The organism is Acidobacteriota bacterium (assembly GCA_016716435.1).
In the GTDB taxonomy this organism is placed as follows: Bacteria; Acidobacteriota; Blastocatellia; order Pyrinomonadales; family Pyrinomonadaceae; genus OLB17.
Window position 1 is genome coordinate 1,291,752 of the sequence record JADJWI010000003.1, and the last position, 15,023, is coordinate 1,306,774.

The window sequence follows — 15,023 nt, forward strand, 5'->3', positions numbered from 1 at the left end:
CGGACTATTATTTCTAAATAGCCCGCATCTTTTCCTTTGTTAGCGGGCGTCGCAATATATGAAGAACGGCTGGGAAGCAGTTATCGGGATGGAGATCCACACGCAGCTCGCAACGGAGACAAAGATCTTCTGCGGCTGCCGGGTCGAATTTGGCGGTGAGCCGAACGCGAATACGTGTCCGGTTTGTCTAGGTTTGCCGGGTGCTTTGCCGGTGCTTAACCGACGAGTGATCGAACTCGGTGCGAGAGCCGCACTCGCGCTAGGGCTTGAGATACAGGAGACGTCGATCTTCGCCCGCAAGAACTATTTCTATCCCGACCTACCGAAGGGCTACCAGATCTCGCAATACGACCGGCCATTTTCGGCAAACGGAAAGCTGACGATAATGACCGCCGACCGCGACGACCACGGCCATGCCCGCGAATGGCGGCCGATGACGATCGAGATCGTCCGCATGCACCTCGAAGAGGACGCGGGAAAGAACGTCCACGAGGGTCTGCCCGAAACGGACAAATACTCCTACATCGACCTCAACCGTGCCGGCACGCCGCTCGGCGAGATCGTTACCGGGCCTGATTTTCGTTCCTCATGGGAAGCTTACGACTATGTCAACCACGTCCGCCGTGTGCTGCAGTGGGTCGGAGCAAGCGATGCGGATATGGAGAAGGGAAATCTCCGCTGCGAGGCAAATGTTTCGGTCCGGCGGACGGGCGAGAGGAAATTTAACAACAAGGTCGAGCTCAAGAATCTTAACTCCGTCCGCTTTATGCAGAAGGCGATCGAGTTCGAGATCGAGCGGCAGATAGCGGCGCACGAATCCGGCGAAGGCGTTAGCCAGGAAACGCGGCTCTGGGATGAGGCGAAGCAGGAAACGCGGGTCATGCGGTCGAAAGAGGACGCACACGATTACCGTTATTTTCCTGAGCCCGATCTGCAGCCGCTGCGGGTTACGGCCGATTTTATCGACCGTGTAAAGAGCGAAATGCCGGAGCTTCCGGATACGATGCGCGACCGGCTGATGGAGGAGTATTCGCTTTCATATTCGGACGCCTCGCAGCTCGTTGCAGAGATCTCGCTTGCGGAGTTTTATGAAGCGGCGGCAAAGGCATCGGGCAATCCGCGGACGACGGCCAACTACATCCTTTCTGAGCTAGGCCGGGAACTGAACAACGCCGGGAAGACGGCTGTCGAATCGCCCGTAACGCCTGCGGGGCTCGCCGAGCTGATCAAGACGCTCGACGCCGGAAAGATCAATAACAATCAGGCGAAAGAGGTTCTGGTCGAGATGTTTGCATCGGGCCGCACAGCCGCGGAGGTGATCGCCGAAAAGGGCTTCGAGCAGGTCTCGGACGAAGGAGCGATCGCGAAGATCGTCGAAGAGGTGATCGCCGCCAATGAGGCACAGGTCGCGGCTTACCGCGGCGGCAATGAAAAGCTTTTCGGGTTCTTCGTCGGCCAGGTGATGAAAGCCTCGCAGGGCAAGGCAAACCCGAAGGTCGTAAATGAGCTTTTGAAAAAGGAACTATGAGCTTGAATGGAAAGATCGCCGTGGTTACCGGCGGGACGAAGGGAATCGGATTTGCGATCGCCGAGCGGCTTGCCGAGGCCGGTGCCCGCGTGTTCATTTGCGGCCGCGATAAGGGCGACCTGAAGCAAGCGCTCGAAAGGCTTTCTCAGAAGGGCGAAGCGGCCGGCGAGGTGTGCGACGTCCGGAGCGAGGAACAGGTGCGGATGATGCTCGCCGAGTGCGAACGCATCTTCGGCGGGCTCGACATTCTGGTAAATAACGCCGGTATAGGCTATTTCGGCAAGACGGTCGAGGAGCTTTCGGGCGAGCACTTCCGGCAGACGATCGAGACGAATCTTTATGGCGTCTTTTACGCCTGTCATTACGCAATCCCGATGCTCAAGAGCCGCGGAGGCGGCTATATCTTCAACATCTCATCGCTTGCGGGGCAGAATGCCCATCCGCGGATGGCGGCTTACAATGCTTCGAAGTTCGGCCTCAACGGCTTTAGCGAAGCGCTGATGCAGGAGGTCCGCCCCGACAATATCAAGGTCAGTTACATCTGCCCCGGCAGTGTAAATACGGCATTCGGCGGCGACCAGCCGAGCGCGGAGAAGATGTGGCAGCTTCAGCCTGCGGATATTGCACAGGTCATTATTGATCTGCTCGCGATGCCTGAGCGTGCATTGCCGAGCAAGGTCGAACTCCGGCCGAGCCGGCCGCCGCAAAAGTAGATCGTTGTCAGGCGAAATTCGGTCAACTTCCGCCGCAATGGCTGCATCAAAAGAGTTTCGGGGCAAAGCTTATGATATCCATCAAGTCTCACTTTCCGGCTGCAGTTCTTAGGTCGCTGGTGTTCACCATCGCGGTTGCGATACTCGCCGCGGTTTCGCCCGCCCAAATTTCGCAGTCGAAGATCGTAAAGGCCGATCTGCCTCAGCCCGAGATCGACCGCATCATCAAAAAGTTTACCGATAATGAGTTTATGTTTCGGCAGGCATTGATGGACTACGTCTTCAACCGCTCGGCCGAGATACAGACCATCGGCATGGGCGGGCAGATAACGGGCGTATATCGCCGCGATTCGTTCATGACATTCACCGGCGACGGCCGCCGCTTTGAACGGATAACTTTCTTTCCCGTTTCCACTCTGACGGAGATAAGCGTAACGCCGGAAGACATCGAAGACCTCGGCGGCGTTAATCCTTTTGCTCTGGAGCCCTCAGCAATCGAGGAATACAATTTCACCTATCTCGGAAAAGAAAAGATCGACGAGCTTAACCTTTATGTTTTTGACGTTTCGCCGAAGGTCATACCGAACCCGAAAAAGACCAAACAGCGGCTTTTTACCGGCCGCATCTGGGTAGATGACCGCGACCTGATGATCGTTAAATCAAAGGGCAAGGGTGTTCCGGAGACCAAGCAGAATAAGTTTCCGGTTGTCGAGACCTGGCGTGAGAATGTGGACGGCAAGTACTGGTTTCCGTCGTACTCATACGCAGATGATGAGCTCGTCTTTGACACCGGCCAGTCAGTTCGGATGCGGATGAAGGTCAAATACACCGATTACAAACTTGGCCGGACAGAGGTTCGGATTCTGGAAGACGACGAGACGAATTAAGTTGATGGCACGTCGACGTTTCACAAAGGCATCGGGCTTCGGTCCGGTGCCTTAACTCTTTGCAAGTTCTTCGGCAACCGCCTGCCGGGTTTCGGTGAGGATATCCATCAGTTCACGGCTTTTTGTCTCGACCGGAGGGAGCAAAACCATCTCAACTTCACCTGCGTATGCAACGCCGGTCCGCTTTCCCATCATCATATCCGTATGCTTGATGGCGACCGGGACAATTCTCGATCCGGTTTGCAACGCTAGGTGAAAGGCACCTTTTTTGAAGGGCAGGAGTTCGCCCGGCATTGCCCGCGTGCCCTCGACAAAAACACCGAACGAAAACCCCTTTTCCATCGTCTTGCGGGCTTTTTCCATTGAGCGGCGGGCCTTTTCGGGGTTCGAGCGGTCAATGGCGAAAATGTTGACGTAATGCATTCCCTGGCCGAATATCGGCACCGCGAGCAATTCCTTTTTCGCGACGAGCCCGAGCTTTTTGCCGGTGTAGAAAAAGAGCGTCGCGGTGTCAAGATAGGAACGGTGGTTTGAGGCAAACACGAACGATTCGCCTTCCGGCAGGTTCTCGCCGCCGCGGACGACGATACGAGCACCGCTTGCCCGTAGCCATTTTTCCGCTCCCCAACGAGCGATCGGATAAAGCCATATCTTTTTGTTGATAATGCCGAGAATAAGGAGCGACGGCGGGCCGATGATCAGAAGCAGTGAACCGGCAACGAACCACGACCACCAATATCGGAGTTTTCCCGCAAGACGTGATTTGCTAGACTCTTGCAAAGAAAACGTGATCTTTTTGTTCTCGCGGATCGCTTCTTCAAAGGCGACGGCGGCCATATCGGGTCGGGCGAGTTGGGCTATATCTTCCGGCATTCTTTTACTAACAAAACGATGATTAAGACACCACTTCTTCGGAGTAGTTCCGCTTTGCGGCTTTTCGGACTGATTTTACTTCTTTCTCTCGGCATTGTCGCACAGGTGCCGACGCCGAAGTCGGTTCTCGGGTTTCATCCGACCGACGACCGGACGATCGCCGATTGGACGCAGATCCGCAATTACTTTGCGAAGCTTGATGCCGCGAGCCCTCGCGTCCGTGTTCAGGAGTTTGGCAAGACGACGCTCGGCCGGCCGATGATCGTCGCCTTTATCTCGTCCGAGGAGAACATCCGCGAGCTCGGCCGTTATCGTGACATCAGCCGCAAGCTTGCCGACCCGCGAACGATCGTCCCGAACGGCATCATCGACGAAGAATCACTCTACCTCCGCGAAGGCAAAACCATTGTCTCTATCTCGTGCTCGATCCATTCGAACGAGATCGTCGCTTCGCAGATGTCGATGAATCTAGCCTATGAAATGGCGGCGGCGACCGACGAAGCGACTAAAGAAATTCTCAAGAACACGATCCTGCTTTTGATCCCTTCGTCGAACCCAGACGGCATCGATATCGTCGCAGATTGGTACCGCAAAACGCTTGGGACGAAGAGCGAGGGCACCGTTCCGCCGGAGCTTTATCACCACTACGCCGGGCATGATAACAACCGCGATTGGTTCATGCTCAACCTGAAAGAGACGCAGGCGATCACCAAGCTCTATTGGCAGGACTGGTTCCCGCAATTTGTTTTTGACGTTCACCAGATGGGGCAGTTCGGGCCGAGGTTCGTGATACCGCCCTTCCACGATCCGCCGAACCCGCGGATTCCGCCCTCGATCGTCCGAGAGGTCGGACTCGTCGGCTACAAGATGGCCGCGGATCTTGAAGCGGCCGGCATCAGCGGCGTTGCGACCAACACGACGTTCGATATGTGGTGGCACGGCGGGTTTCGGACGGCGCCGTATTATCACAACTCGATCGGCATCTTGTCCGAAGCAGCGAGTGCCGACCTGATGACGCCCGTAACGATCACGAAGGAACGGCTCAAGGAAACGCGGCCGGTCCGCGGGCTTCGCTCGCCACTTGAGCCGGCGATAAATCACCCGAACCCATGGGAAGGCGGCCTTTGGCGGCCGCGCGACATTGCCGAGATCGAAATGGTTGCCAGCCGTTCGCTGCTGACGCTAGCGGCAAAGCATCGCGAACATTATCTGAAGAATTTCCTCGAGCTCAATCGGGCGACGGTAAAGCCAGTGCCCGACGAACCGCAGGCATATGTAATGACCGCCGGACAGCCGAACACGGAGACCATCGCACGGTTTCTCCAGATCTTGATGTGGCAAGGCATCGAGGTCCACCAGATGACCCGAGAGCTTTGGTTCAAGCATGACAAAGCGATCGACGAGTACCACGAGATGCCGCTCGGGAGCTTCATCGTTTTCGTGAACCAGCCGAAGAAGCAGAACGTGCTCAGCCTCTTCGAACGGCAAACATATCCGGACAGGATCGCGGCCGACGGTTCGCCCGATACGCCATATGACGTTGCCGGATGGACGCTGCCGCTGCAGATGGGCATCGAGTCCGACGTCGTTTGGGACACCCGCGACCTTGAGAAGTTCCGCGACACGCTCAAGCCGGTTGCCAGCATTGACCAGGCTCGGGCCGTTATGAACCTCGGGCCGGCGAAGGAGCCCTTTGCTAAGGTGCCAAATCCGCTCAAGAACCCGGCTCGCATTGGGCTGTATAAGGGCTGGGCGGGCTCGATGGATGAAGGCTGGACGCGGCTTGTGCTCGATAAGCACCAGATCAAGTACGACTCGGTCGGCGACCCCGCGATGCGTTCCGGCGACCTCGCAAAATACGACGTCGTCCTTTTGCCCTCGATAAGCGAGAACGGCTTGCTCCGCGGGCTTTCGGCCGACCGCTATCCGGAAGAAGTGTCGGGTGGAATGGGAGCAGAGGGCATCGCGAATATAAAGCGGTGGGTTGAAAATGGCGGCCGGCTTGTTTGCTTTGATGCCTCCTGCGGGACGGTGATAAAGGAATTCGGGTTGCCGATCAAGAACATACTGGCAGGCGTTAACCGCCGGGAATTTTACAACCCCGGTTCCGTCGTCAAGCTTGAGGTCGATCTTCGCCATCCGCTCGCCCGCAACACGCTCGAGGAAACGCCGGCTTACTTTACGAACAGCTCGGCATTCGAGGTGACCGGCGAGCCCACGGCGCCCGTCGGCCGCATTCGCACGGTTGCCTACTACGCCAACCGCGACGCGCTTATGTCCGGCTGGATGCTCGGCGAGAAGATGATCAACGCAAAGCCCGCCATGCTTGAGGCCGCATACGGCAAGGGAAGCATCGTGCTTTTCGCCTTCCGCCCGCAGCACCGCGGCCAGACCTGGGCGACGTTTCCTTTCATTTTCAACACGCTCGAGCGCTAACAGTTGTCGGTTGTCAGTTATCAGTTGTCAGAATTCAGATTGCAAAGGCTCTGCAACTCTATAACTCTGCAACTCAGGCGTTGGCCGGCTAGAGCCGGGACTCAAAACTCCGGTCTAGGGTTTCGATGGCGGTGATGGTTTGTTCGAACCATTGTGCTATTTCGGGTGCTGCGGCAATTAGCGGTGCGCGTGCGGGTTTGATCTTTAGCAGGCAGAGTGTGAAACCGGTGGCGGAGCCGGGGCGGACCTCGCGGCCGCTTCTGACCTCAAAGCTGGCGTCGCACGGAGCGGCGGCGAAGGCTACATCGACCGCGTCGGCGATCGGATTCGGCTCGGAGTTCCAAAGCCTGCGAACGCTTTCGGCGTGGATATCTTTGACGCGGAGATTGATGTGCGGCGTCCGGCGATGCTTGAAGACGGCCTCATCCGGGTGGCCTTCGCAGATGCTGATCAGGTCAAGCACGGCGAGTGCATTGAGGCGTTCGAGCCAGGTGTCGTCGAGCCCGGCATCGACGCATTTATCGCGCCAGCGGCGTTCGTAGGGGCGGCAGCCCGGTGATGTCTGTTCGATAAGGGGCATCAGCCTTGGGCAAGCGAGCGATAGTCGCCGAGGAAATAAACAAGCGGGTCGCTGCCATCGGCACTTGCGGCCATCACCTCGCCGATAAATACCGAATGGTCGCCCGCATCTACGGCCTGCCTAATTTCACACTCAAGCGAGGCGAGGCTCCCCGCGATCAGCGGCAAGCCGAAAACGCCCGCCGCCATCGGCACGTCGCGAAACTTGTCGGGTTCAAGCGAGGCGAACCGTTCCGATATCCAAGCCTGATTGCTTGCGAGAAGATTGACCGTGAACCGCCCGGACTCTGCCAGCGATGCATGGCTCCCGGCAAGTTTTTCAATGCAGATGAGCACGAGAGGCGGCTCGAGCGAGACGGAACAGAACGCTGAGACCGTTAGGCCGTGCGGCCGGCCTTTGCTGTCGGCGGAGGTAACTACGGTCACGCCGCTCGCAAAACGTGTTAGTGCGGCACGAAAATCTTCGCTGGAAACTGCCATTGAGAAAAATCTAGCGTATCCAAAAGCGGAGAGCAAAGGCGGAAAGCTTTTGAATTTGAAACGAGCTTAGCCGATAATCTGCAAACGGATGAGCGATATCAACCAGTTTATTGAAGAGGCAGCAGCGCTCGTGAACAAAGAGCTTGACTGGCTCATACCCGCCGAAGGCCAGCCGCCACGGAAGCTTCGCGATGCGATGCGCTGGAGCCTCTTTGCGGGCGGGAAGCGATTTCGGCCGGCGCTAATGTTCGCGGCGGGCCGGGCGTTCGGGGCGGCGGACGCAATGGTGATGCGGGCGGCGGCGGCGGTCGAGATGATCCACACATATTCGCTGATCCACGACGACCTGCCCTCGATGGACGACGACGACCTCCGCCGCGGCCGCGAGACCTGTCACAAGAAATACGGCGAAGCGACTGCGATCCTTGCCGGTGACGCGCTACAGGCTCTTGCATTTCAGACCATTGCGGAGGATTCCAGTAACCCCGACGAAGTGAAGATACGGCTGATCTCCGGGCTCGGTGAAGCGGCGGCGTGTATGGTCGTCGGACAGCAACTCGATCTTTTGGCCGAGGGACAGGCGGTGGATGAGGAGCTTGTTGAATCGATACACCAAAACAAGACCGGGGCACTTATCGCCTTTTCGGCAGAGGCTGGAGCGATCATCGCAGGTGCGGGCGTTGAGGCAATTGCGAGCATTCGGCAATACGGCAAGCGGCTCGGGCTGCTATTTCAGATAGTCGACGACATACTCGATGAGACCGAAGAAACGGTCGCGCTCGGGAAAACGGCGGGCAAGGATGCGGCCGCTGAGAAGGCCACTTTCACCCGAATATACGGGGTCGAAGAAAGCGGGCAGATCGCTCGGCGGATCGCAGAAGAGACGGCCGGGTCGATCGAATTTCTCGGTACGGATGGCAAAATACTGCGTTCGATGATCGAACTCGTCAGCGTTCGCCGATCGTGAATGAAGAAAACCCGACATATTTTATTGATTTTAGGGCTAAAAGGGATTAGTATCTTTGCACAGTTAGTAACTGACAGCTCATTTTACGAGTGTTTCCGGATCCGGCCGGCAACCGAAGGAGGAAAAAATATGACTGGGAAAAAGATTCCCTTTACCCTTTCGATCGTTGTCCTGATCATGGCCGCGGGCGGAACTCTTCTGGCTCAATCGGGCGGCAATTTTACCATCACAAAATCGGTCATTGCAGGCGGCGGCGGAAGCGCCTCCGGCGGTTCGTTTTCCATGAACGGAACGATCGGCCAATCCGTGGCAGGCGGCCCATCGACCGGCGGTTCTTTTTCACTTTACAGCGGTTTCTGGGGCGGAGGCGGGAGTGCCGCACCCACACCGAACGCACCGTTCGACTACGATGGTGACGGCAAAACGGACGTGAGCGTCTTCAGGCCGGGCCCGGGCGAGTGGTGGTACCTTCGCAGTTCGGATGGCGGCAACTATGCGGCGGCCTTCGGCCAATCGACCGACACGATCGTTCCGGGAGATTACACCGGCGACGGCAAATGGGACATCGCTTTCTTCAGGCCCTCGGAAGGAGCTTGGTACATACTCCGGAGTGAGGATTCGACATTTTTTGCATTCCCGTTTGGTGCGGGGACTGACGTGCCCGCTCCTGCTGATTATGACGGTGACGGACGGACAGATGCCGCGGTTTACCGGCCTTCGAGCGCGACATGGTTCATCCTGCGTTCGTCTGACGGGCAGGTCGGTTTTGTCGGCTTTGGCCTTGACGGCGACCGGCCCGTACCGGCGGACTACGACGGCGACGGCCAGGCGGATGTGGCAGTTTGGCGTCCGAGCTTGGGCCAGTGGTGGCTGCTTAGAAGCTCGGCGGGCCCGATAGCGTTTGCTTTCGGAACCTCAACGGATCTGACGGTCCCCGGCGATTACACAGGTGACGGCAAAGCAGACATCGCATATTTCCGTCCGACGACCGGCGAATGGTTCATACTGCGGAGCGAGGACTCCTCGTTCTTCGGATTCCCGTTCGGAACAGCCGGCGATGTCCCGGCCCCGGGCGACTATGACGGCGATGGAAGGTTCGATGCGGCTGTTTTCCGGCCGTCATCGAGCTTCTGGTTCGCTAACCGCTCGACGGCGGGCATCCTGATACAGCAGTTTGGCATTCCGGGCGACGTCCCGACGCCGAATGCGTTTGTACGTTAGCGGGCAAAGTGTAAATGAAGTATTTGCTTAAAATGATCGGGGCTGCCAGCGGAATATCTGCGGCAGCCCTTATTTGCGTCCTCTCCGTTTCAGCTCAAACAGCCGGCGGTGCCGCGGCGGTTGCGGGCGGAGGAATAAAGAAGGCTCTTGCCGCCGAGGGCGGGTCACCGGCGGCAAAGCAGTTTCGCGGCGGGCTCGGAGCAGCAGTGAAGACGGCTGCGTCAAAGAAGCAGCCGAAAGCAGCACCCCGCGGTTCAGCGTCACGAAACCGGAACCGGAGCACGCCGCCAGTGGCGAACCGAACAGCGAGAACTACTCCTGCTGCACCGGCCGTCACATCCTTTAAGCCTTCTGGCGGCTCGTCGGCCTTCAATTTGCTTGCGGATTCGATCGCAACTACGGCGGAAGAGCGCGAGGGGCTTTTGATGATCTTTTCGGCAACGAAGACGGCCTTTGAGGAAGAGGCTAGCGTCCTCGGTAGAAAGAACAACATCCCGGCCGCGCTCACCTTTTTCATTATCACGAACGTGACGGTTTACAACGATGCCGAAGAGCCGTCAGACGCCGCGGTCGAAAAGCTATGGGACGCATTGAATGGAGTTTTTGAAGAGTCGCCGGAGCTATCGGCAATGTCCGACCGCGAAAAAGAAGAGATCTACGATACGCTTCTCGCGATGAGCGGCGTTTCGCTAATGGGGTACATGCAGGCAAAGCAGAGCGGCGATGCGGAGATGCTTGCGTCGTACCGGGAAATCGCCGGAGTGCTGTTGCAGACCGTCTTGCAGATCGAGCCGGGCAGCATCCGGTTCGAAGGCGACAACATCGTTATCGAGTAAAGATAACCGCCGCGTCTGCTTGACATAAACTTAGTGTTTTTCGTAGCATCAAGGTTCGCCCTTTTCCAGCGGGAGATGGCGAGCCTTTTTGAAAATGCCGGTATCTTTCGGGCAACAGCACTCAGGCAGACCGGGCATGTACGTCAATTGGTAGACAGCCTCCCTTACAAGGAGGAAGTTAGGGGTTCGAGTCCCTTCGTGCCCACCAGTTTTTGAAATCGGCCCCCTTCGCGGGGCCACCACGGAGTCGTAGTTCAGTTGGTTAGAACGCCAGCCTGTCACGTTGGAGGTCGCGGGTTCGAGTCCCGTCGGCTCCGCCAGTTTAGTAAAAAGTCGCACGCAAGTTGCGGCTTTTTTTATTTTTGTTCGCGGGTCGTGAGGAGCACAGCATCAGTGAGCAGCCTGCCGCGGACGACCGCGATCCGCTTGCCATCCGGAGAGATCGACACGTGATGCACAGAATCCGGTTTGGTCGAGAGATACGGCCGGACACGCTTTGTCGCAAGGTCGATGTTCCAGATCGTCGAGGCCGAGTCCTCGCTGCCACTCCTTTCACGATAGAAAAAGCTCTTTCCGTCGTGCGACCAAGTAAAGACCAGTAGAGGCGAAACCTCCAGCCTCATCTCCTCGTCGCGGGATCCGAGCGGCCGGATGACGATGCTTCCTGTGTTTGTAGCTTCCTCGTATTCAGCAACCGCGATCCGGTCGCCGGCCGGGGATATTTCCCAATATGTGTTTCCAAAGGGCGGCTGAAGGGTTACCGGTCCACCTTCGATCGGAGCGATTCCGACGAACTTGTCCTCGCCTCGGTTCACGTTGAACACGACACTGCGGCCGTCCGCCGACCGGCGAGGATTTAGCCCCGTGCCGTCCTCGGGGCCGATCATTACCTGGTCGCGGCCATCGGCGTTCATTCGCCAGATCTTTCGCTCGCCGCTGCGGTCTGAGACAAAGAATATGTAACGGCCATCGGGTGAGACCATCGGTTCCCACTCACCGGCCGTGCCGGATGTCAGCCGTACAGGCTCTTTGCCGTCGAGCGAAGACTCCCAGATCTTTGGGACGTTATTTTCAAGGCCATCGAAGACGAGTTTTCCATCCGGCGTCCACGAGGTTCGCATATAGGCGGTCGCCTCGCGGGTGAGCTTCGTTAGCTCGTTCGGAGCATCGGCAGCTCCGGCCCAGATGTCATTTGATTGGCTTCGCTGGGCCGTCACGACCGACCGGCCGTTCGAGCTAAGGCTGATGCCGAAATAGGAATTCAGGTCATTTGTGACGCGGGTCTCGAGCCCGTCGCTGATGCGAACGTGGAAAAGCTGGTTGAGATTTGAGACGGCATCACCTTGGTTAACGAGCAGGCCTTCGCCGTTTGGCAGTACAGCGATCTCATTGATCTTTGTACGGCGGGGCTGCATCACAACGGTCTCTGCCCCGCCCTCAGCCGGAATGCGCACCAACGACCAACTCTCGGCATTTCCAACATTTTCGACCTTGCTCAAAAAGATGAAGCGTCCATCGGCCGAGAAGTGCGGGTCGCGCAGGATAGTGCTTTTCGGCGTTTCGTGGAGAACGCGTTCATCGCCGCCATCGATGGCATTTGCCGAGATGAGCTGAATGGTTTCGCCATAGCGGATTATCAAAACCCGTTCGCCATCTGCCGAGAGCGATCCGAGGTCGTTGACGGTTTCCATCAGCTTTCTTGGCTGGCCGCCGAGCGTGGAGATGCGGTAAAGCGTGCCGTGCGTATCAAGCCGGCCGGCGGTGATGAAATATATCTGCGTGCTGTCCGGTGAAATGGCGAGTCCGCCCCAATACCAAACGAGGTCCGGCGGCATTAGCGGGAGCGAATTGCGATCATCGACCTGCCGGATATACATCGCACGCTGCTCGTTTTCTTCGATCGTGTTGTAAACGACGGAACGCCCGTCCGGCGTGATGTGAGCATAAACGACATTGTTTGACTGCGAGAGTTTCCGCGGGACCATGTTCGCGAAATTGATCGCCCCAGCACTAGGCTGCGAGAAATAATACCAACCCGAAACGGCTCCGAGCAGTACGATCGCCGCGGCCCCGATCATCCAACGATATGAACCGACCGAGAACTCGCGATAAAGCCGCCGAAGCGAGCTGCCCGAGCCGCCGCGTGTGTATGTATGCCAAATGTCGGTCAGGATCGCGTTGACCTCTTTCATCGAACGCGGCCGGCTTCGGCGCGATTTGGAGAGGCATTTGTCGATAAGGCGGACGATCGGGTCGGGTATCTCTGGTCGAATCGTAGCGATCGATTGCGGCTCGGACTTCAGGAGATTGCTGACGATCTCAGCGTGGCTGTCGCCGGCGAACGGCCGCTTGCCGGTCAATGCCTGATACATCACGATGCCGAGGCTGAAGATATCGCTGCGGAAGTCGACCTCTTTCCCTTCGGCCTGTTCGGGCGACATATAGGCCGGTGTACCGATGACCTGCCCGGGCTGCGTCAGGCTATGGTCGTCCGGCGAACCGGCACGAAGGCGTTCATCGAACTGGGCAAGGCCGAAGTCTAGGACTTTCGGCGTTCCCGAGTTGGAAACTAGAATATTCCCCGGCTTTATGTCGCGGTGGATTATGCCGCGTTCGTGTGCCTGAGCCAGTGCATCCGAAATGCAGGTGAACCAATCGAGGAACGTTCGGATATCGAGGCCGGCTTCGGGCGTGACCTCATCAAGCCGCTTGCCGTCAACGTATTCCATCGTGATGATCGGACGGCCATCGATGTCCTCGACCGCATAGATGGTCGCAACGTTCGGGTGATTGAGGTTTGCTGCCGCAAGAGCCTCGTTGTGAAAACGCTTTACGAATGCGGGGTCACGGGCAAGAACGCGGGGAAGTGTTTTGATCGCAGTCGGGCGGTTGAGCCGCGTATCGGTCGCAAGATAAACATCGCCCATACCGCCGGAGCCGATGCATCGCTCGATCTTGAAATGTCCGAATTCGATCCCAGCTAGTGTTTGCGGCAGTTCATCGGCCGAGCCGGAAAATATACCGGAGACGGCCGGTTGGTTGATGAATTCGCCGGCCTGCGACTCGGCCCCGAGGAGCGAGCGGACCTCGGCTAGGAGTTCCGCATCATCACCGCACTCACGGATAATGTAGGACTCCCGCTCCGCGGACGGCAGTTCGAGCGCGTTATTGAATATCTCGTTTATCTTTTCCCAGCGATCGGGGGACATTTTTAGGCAGAGCCCTTGAGTTCGCGGTAGAGCCAAGCACGGGCAAGGTTCCAATCGCGGCGAACCGTTCGGGTAGAAAGATCGAGCGTTTCGGCGACCTGTTCCTCAGTAAGCCCGGCGAAATACTTCATTTCAACTATCTGGGCCTGACGCGGGCTGAGCTTTGCAAGCCGTTCAAGAGCCTCGTCGAGGGCGATCATGTCCTCATGTTTTGCGATCGCGACCTCGGCACGATCATCGAGCGTCACCATTATCTGGTCGCCGCCACGCTTAAGGCTGTTTCGCTTGCGGGCGGAATCGACGAGAACGCGCCGCATAAGCTGTGCGGAGATCGCAAAGAAATGATTCCGGTCCTGCCAATTCACCCGGTTCGAATCGACAAGCCTTAAAAACGCCTCATTGACGAGAGCGGTCGTCTGCAATGTGTGGTCGGGATTCTGCCGCCGCATGTAGTTGCGGGCAAGTCGGCGGAGTTCCTGATAAACGGCCGGCATCAACTGCTCAAGCGCACCGTCATCGCCCTCACGCCAGGCGAGCAGCAATTGGGTTATTTCAGGCGAATCTTTCGTGCTCATTTCGCGATAACGATCGGCCTTAAGCCGTAACTCTCAATTCCAAACACGGCGATTCTAACACATTGATACGCATCGGTTCAGCCCCAACGCGTTTCCACAGTGTGTCCTGAAACATCGACGGGTGTCGTCTTACTCGGTTGAACACCGGCGGTCAGGCCGGAACAACCCGAAAGGGAATATAAACGGAGCAATTATTTTATGGCAAGGCTACAGGAATTCAATGGTTTCACGCAAGTGAATCTTCACAGCTCGGTTGGCGAAAACGGCGTCAATGCGAAGAACGACGTGATCGCTGTTCAGGCCCTGATGAAATACGGCTTGAACTGGCGGCGGTCGTGGGCAGACGTCGAACTCCCGGAACCGAACGGGGTGATGGGGCCAAAGACGGCGGCACTCATCCGCCGCTTTCAGCAGGAGCTACGGAAGTCCGCCGGCCGTGGCGTTATCGTTGACGGCCGCATCGATACGGCAAAGGGAATTCGGCCCTCGGGACGGCGTGCGATGTGGACGATCCTGATGCTGAATACCGCAGCCGTCGAAACCTTCCTGCTGAAGGGAGCGGAAGGGGTGAGTTACATCCACGAGATCGGGAAGCTTTATCCGGCATTCAAATCCGCGATCGGCGATAACGGCATCGGAACGCTGAACCTCGAGCTCGAGGGCTCGGCACCCGGGATCGGCACGCTCGGGCTTTCGCTTGAATAAAACACGATCAAACA

13 protein-coding genes and 2 tRNA genes are annotated in these 15,023 nt (G+C 57.5%); 10 read left to right on the top strand and 5 right to left on the bottom strand.

Going from position 1 to position 15,023, the window contains the following annotated elements; translation table 11 throughout:
- Positions 1–58 precede the first annotated feature (58 nt).
- From gatB to IPM21_09370, 3 genes are all read left to right on the top strand, one after another.
- Positions 59–1,528: an Asp-tRNA(Asn)/Glu-tRNA(Gln) amidotransferase subunit GatB gene (gatB, locus tag IPM21_09360; protein MBK9164108.1), complete on the top strand. Its 1,470-nt coding sequence runs from the start codon at positions 59–61 to the stop codon at positions 1,526–1,528.
- Positions 1,525–2,241, top strand: a complete 717-nt coding sequence (locus IPM21_09365; GenBank protein MBK9164109.1) for an SDR family oxidoreductase — start codon at positions 1,525–1,527, stop codon at positions 2,239–2,241. Before gatB ends, IPM21_09365 begins: the two co-directional genes overlap by 4 nt.
- 71 nt (positions 2,242–2,312) lie before the next feature.
- Entirely contained in the window at positions 2,313–3,128 is an 816-nt protein-coding gene (locus tag IPM21_09370) for a hypothetical protein (GenBank protein ID MBK9164110.1), read from the top strand.
- 51 nt (positions 3,129–3,179) lie between these two features.
- Here IPM21_09370 and IPM21_09375 read toward each other — a convergent pair whose 3' ends face one another.
- Entirely contained in the window at positions 3,180–4,001 is an 822-nt protein-coding gene (locus tag IPM21_09375; GenBank protein ID MBK9164111.1) for a 1-acyl-sn-glycerol-3-phosphate acyltransferase, read from the bottom strand.
- An 18-nt stretch (positions 4,002–4,019) separates the two neighbouring features.
- Between IPM21_09375 and IPM21_09380 the strand changes: the two genes are divergently transcribed.
- On the top strand, positions 4,020–6,437 hold the full coding sequence (locus IPM21_09380) for a hypothetical protein (GenBank protein ID MBK9164112.1): 2,418 nt from the start codon (positions 4,020–4,022) through the stop codon (positions 6,435–6,437).
- A gap of 88 nt (positions 6,438–6,525) precedes the next feature.
- On the opposite strand, the gene IPM21_09385 is transcribed toward IPM21_09380, so the two are convergent.
- Entirely contained in the window at positions 6,526–7,017 is a 492-nt protein-coding gene (locus IPM21_09385) for a hypothetical protein (protein MBK9164113.1), read from the bottom strand.
- On the bottom strand, positions 7,017–7,496 hold the full coding sequence (locus tag IPM21_09390) for a flavin reductase family protein (protein ID MBK9164114.1): 480 nt from the start codon (positions 7,494–7,496) through the stop codon (positions 7,017–7,019). The genes IPM21_09385 and IPM21_09390 overlap by 1 nt, the downstream gene beginning before the upstream one ends.
- An 88-nt stretch (positions 7,497–7,584) precedes the next feature.
- Here IPM21_09390 and IPM21_09395 point away from each other — a divergent pair, with 88 nt between their 5' ends.
- The 5 genes from IPM21_09395 to IPM21_09415 all read left to right on the top strand — a co-directional run bounded on the left by IPM21_09395 (position 7,585) and on the right by IPM21_09415 (position 10,840).
- Positions 7,585–8,463, top strand: coding sequence for a polyprenyl synthetase family protein (locus IPM21_09395; GenBank protein ID MBK9164115.1), 879 nt, complete (start codon positions 7,585–7,587; stop codon positions 8,461–8,463).
- Between the two features lie 129 nt (positions 8,464–8,592).
- The gene (locus IPM21_09400) at positions 8,593–9,684 is read left to right on the top strand and encodes a VCBS repeat-containing protein (protein ID MBK9164116.1); all 1,092 of its coding nucleotides are present in this window, start codon (positions 8,593–8,595) and stop codon (positions 9,682–9,684) included.
- A gap of 14 nt (positions 9,685–9,698) precedes the next feature.
- A complete protein-coding gene (locus tag IPM21_09405; GenBank protein ID MBK9164117.1) occupies positions 9,699–10,520 on the top strand; it encodes a hypothetical protein in 822 nt (273 codons plus the stop codon).
- Positions 10,521–10,652: 132 nt separating this feature from the next.
- Positions 10,653–10,728, top strand: a tRNA-Val gene (locus IPM21_09410).
- A gap of 35 nt (positions 10,729–10,763) precedes the next feature.
- Positions 10,764–10,840, top strand: a tRNA-Asp gene (locus IPM21_09415).
- A gap of 36 nt (positions 10,841–10,876) precedes the next feature.
- Here IPM21_09415 and IPM21_09420 read toward each other — a convergent pair.
- On the bottom strand, positions 10,877–13,729 hold the full coding sequence (locus tag IPM21_09420) for a protein kinase (protein MBK9164118.1): 2,853 nt from the start codon (positions 13,727–13,729) through the stop codon (positions 10,877–10,879).
- A gap of 2 nt (positions 13,730–13,731) precedes the next feature.
- Positions 13,732–14,304 carry a sigma-70 family RNA polymerase sigma factor gene (locus tag IPM21_09425; protein ID MBK9164119.1) on the bottom strand — a complete coding sequence of 191 codons (573 nt, stop codon included), beginning with the start codon at positions 14,302–14,304 and terminating at the stop codon, positions 13,732–13,734.
- Between the two features lie 198 nt (positions 14,305–14,502).
- Here IPM21_09425 and IPM21_09430 point away from each other — a divergent pair, with 198 nt between their 5' ends.
- A complete protein-coding gene (locus IPM21_09430; GenBank protein ID MBK9164120.1) occupies positions 14,503–15,009 on the top strand; it encodes a hypothetical protein in 507 nt (168 codons plus the stop codon).
- Positions 15,010–15,023 lie beyond the last annotated feature (14 nt).

What these genes read in the sequence shown, in the direction of transcription:
- IPM21_09395 (MBK9164115.1), top strand. Translation starts at nt 7,585, where the DNA reads ATGAGCGATATCAACCAGTTTATTGAAGAGGCAGCAGCGCTCGTGAAC.
- IPM21_09385 (MBK9164113.1), bottom strand. Translation starts at nt 7,017, where the DNA reads ATGCCCCTTATCGAACAGACATCACCGGGCTGCCGCCCCTACGAACGC.
- IPM21_09420 (MBK9164118.1), bottom strand. Translation starts at nt 13,729, where the DNA reads ATGTCCCCCGATCGCTGGGAAAAGATAAACGAGATATTCAATAACGCG.
- IPM21_09405 (MBK9164117.1), top strand. Translation starts at nt 9,699, where the DNA reads ATGAAGTATTTGCTTAAAATGATCGGGGCTGCCAGCGGAATATCTGCG.
- IPM21_09400 (MBK9164116.1), top strand. Translation starts at nt 8,593, where the DNA reads ATGACTGGGAAAAAGATTCCCTTTACCCTTTCGATCGTTGTCCTGATC.
- IPM21_09430 (MBK9164120.1), top strand. Translation starts at nt 14,503, where the DNA reads ATGGCAAGGCTACAGGAATTCAATGGTTTCACGCAAGTGAATCTTCAC.
- gatB (MBK9164108.1), top strand. Translation starts at nt 59, where the DNA reads ATGAAGAACGGCTGGGAAGCAGTTATCGGGATGGAGATCCACACGCAG.
- IPM21_09380 (MBK9164112.1), top strand. Translation starts at nt 4,020, where the DNA reads ATGATTAAGACACCACTTCTTCGGAGTAGTTCCGCTTTGCGGCTTTTC.
- IPM21_09390 (MBK9164114.1), bottom strand. Translation starts at nt 7,496, where the DNA reads ATGGCAGTTTCCAGCGAAGATTTTCGTGCCGCACTAACACGTTTTGCG.
- IPM21_09365 (MBK9164109.1), top strand. Translation starts at nt 1,525, where the DNA reads ATGAGCTTGAATGGAAAGATCGCCGTGGTTACCGGCGGGACGAAGGGA.
- IPM21_09370 (MBK9164110.1), top strand. Translation starts at nt 2,313, where the DNA reads ATGATATCCATCAAGTCTCACTTTCCGGCTGCAGTTCTTAGGTCGCTG.
- IPM21_09425 (MBK9164119.1), bottom strand. Translation starts at nt 14,304, where the DNA reads ATGAGCACGAAAGATTCGCCTGAAATAACCCAATTGCTGCTCGCCTGG.
- IPM21_09375 (MBK9164111.1), bottom strand. Translation starts at nt 4,001, where the DNA reads ATGCCGGAAGATATAGCCCAACTCGCCCGACCCGATATGGCCGCCGTC.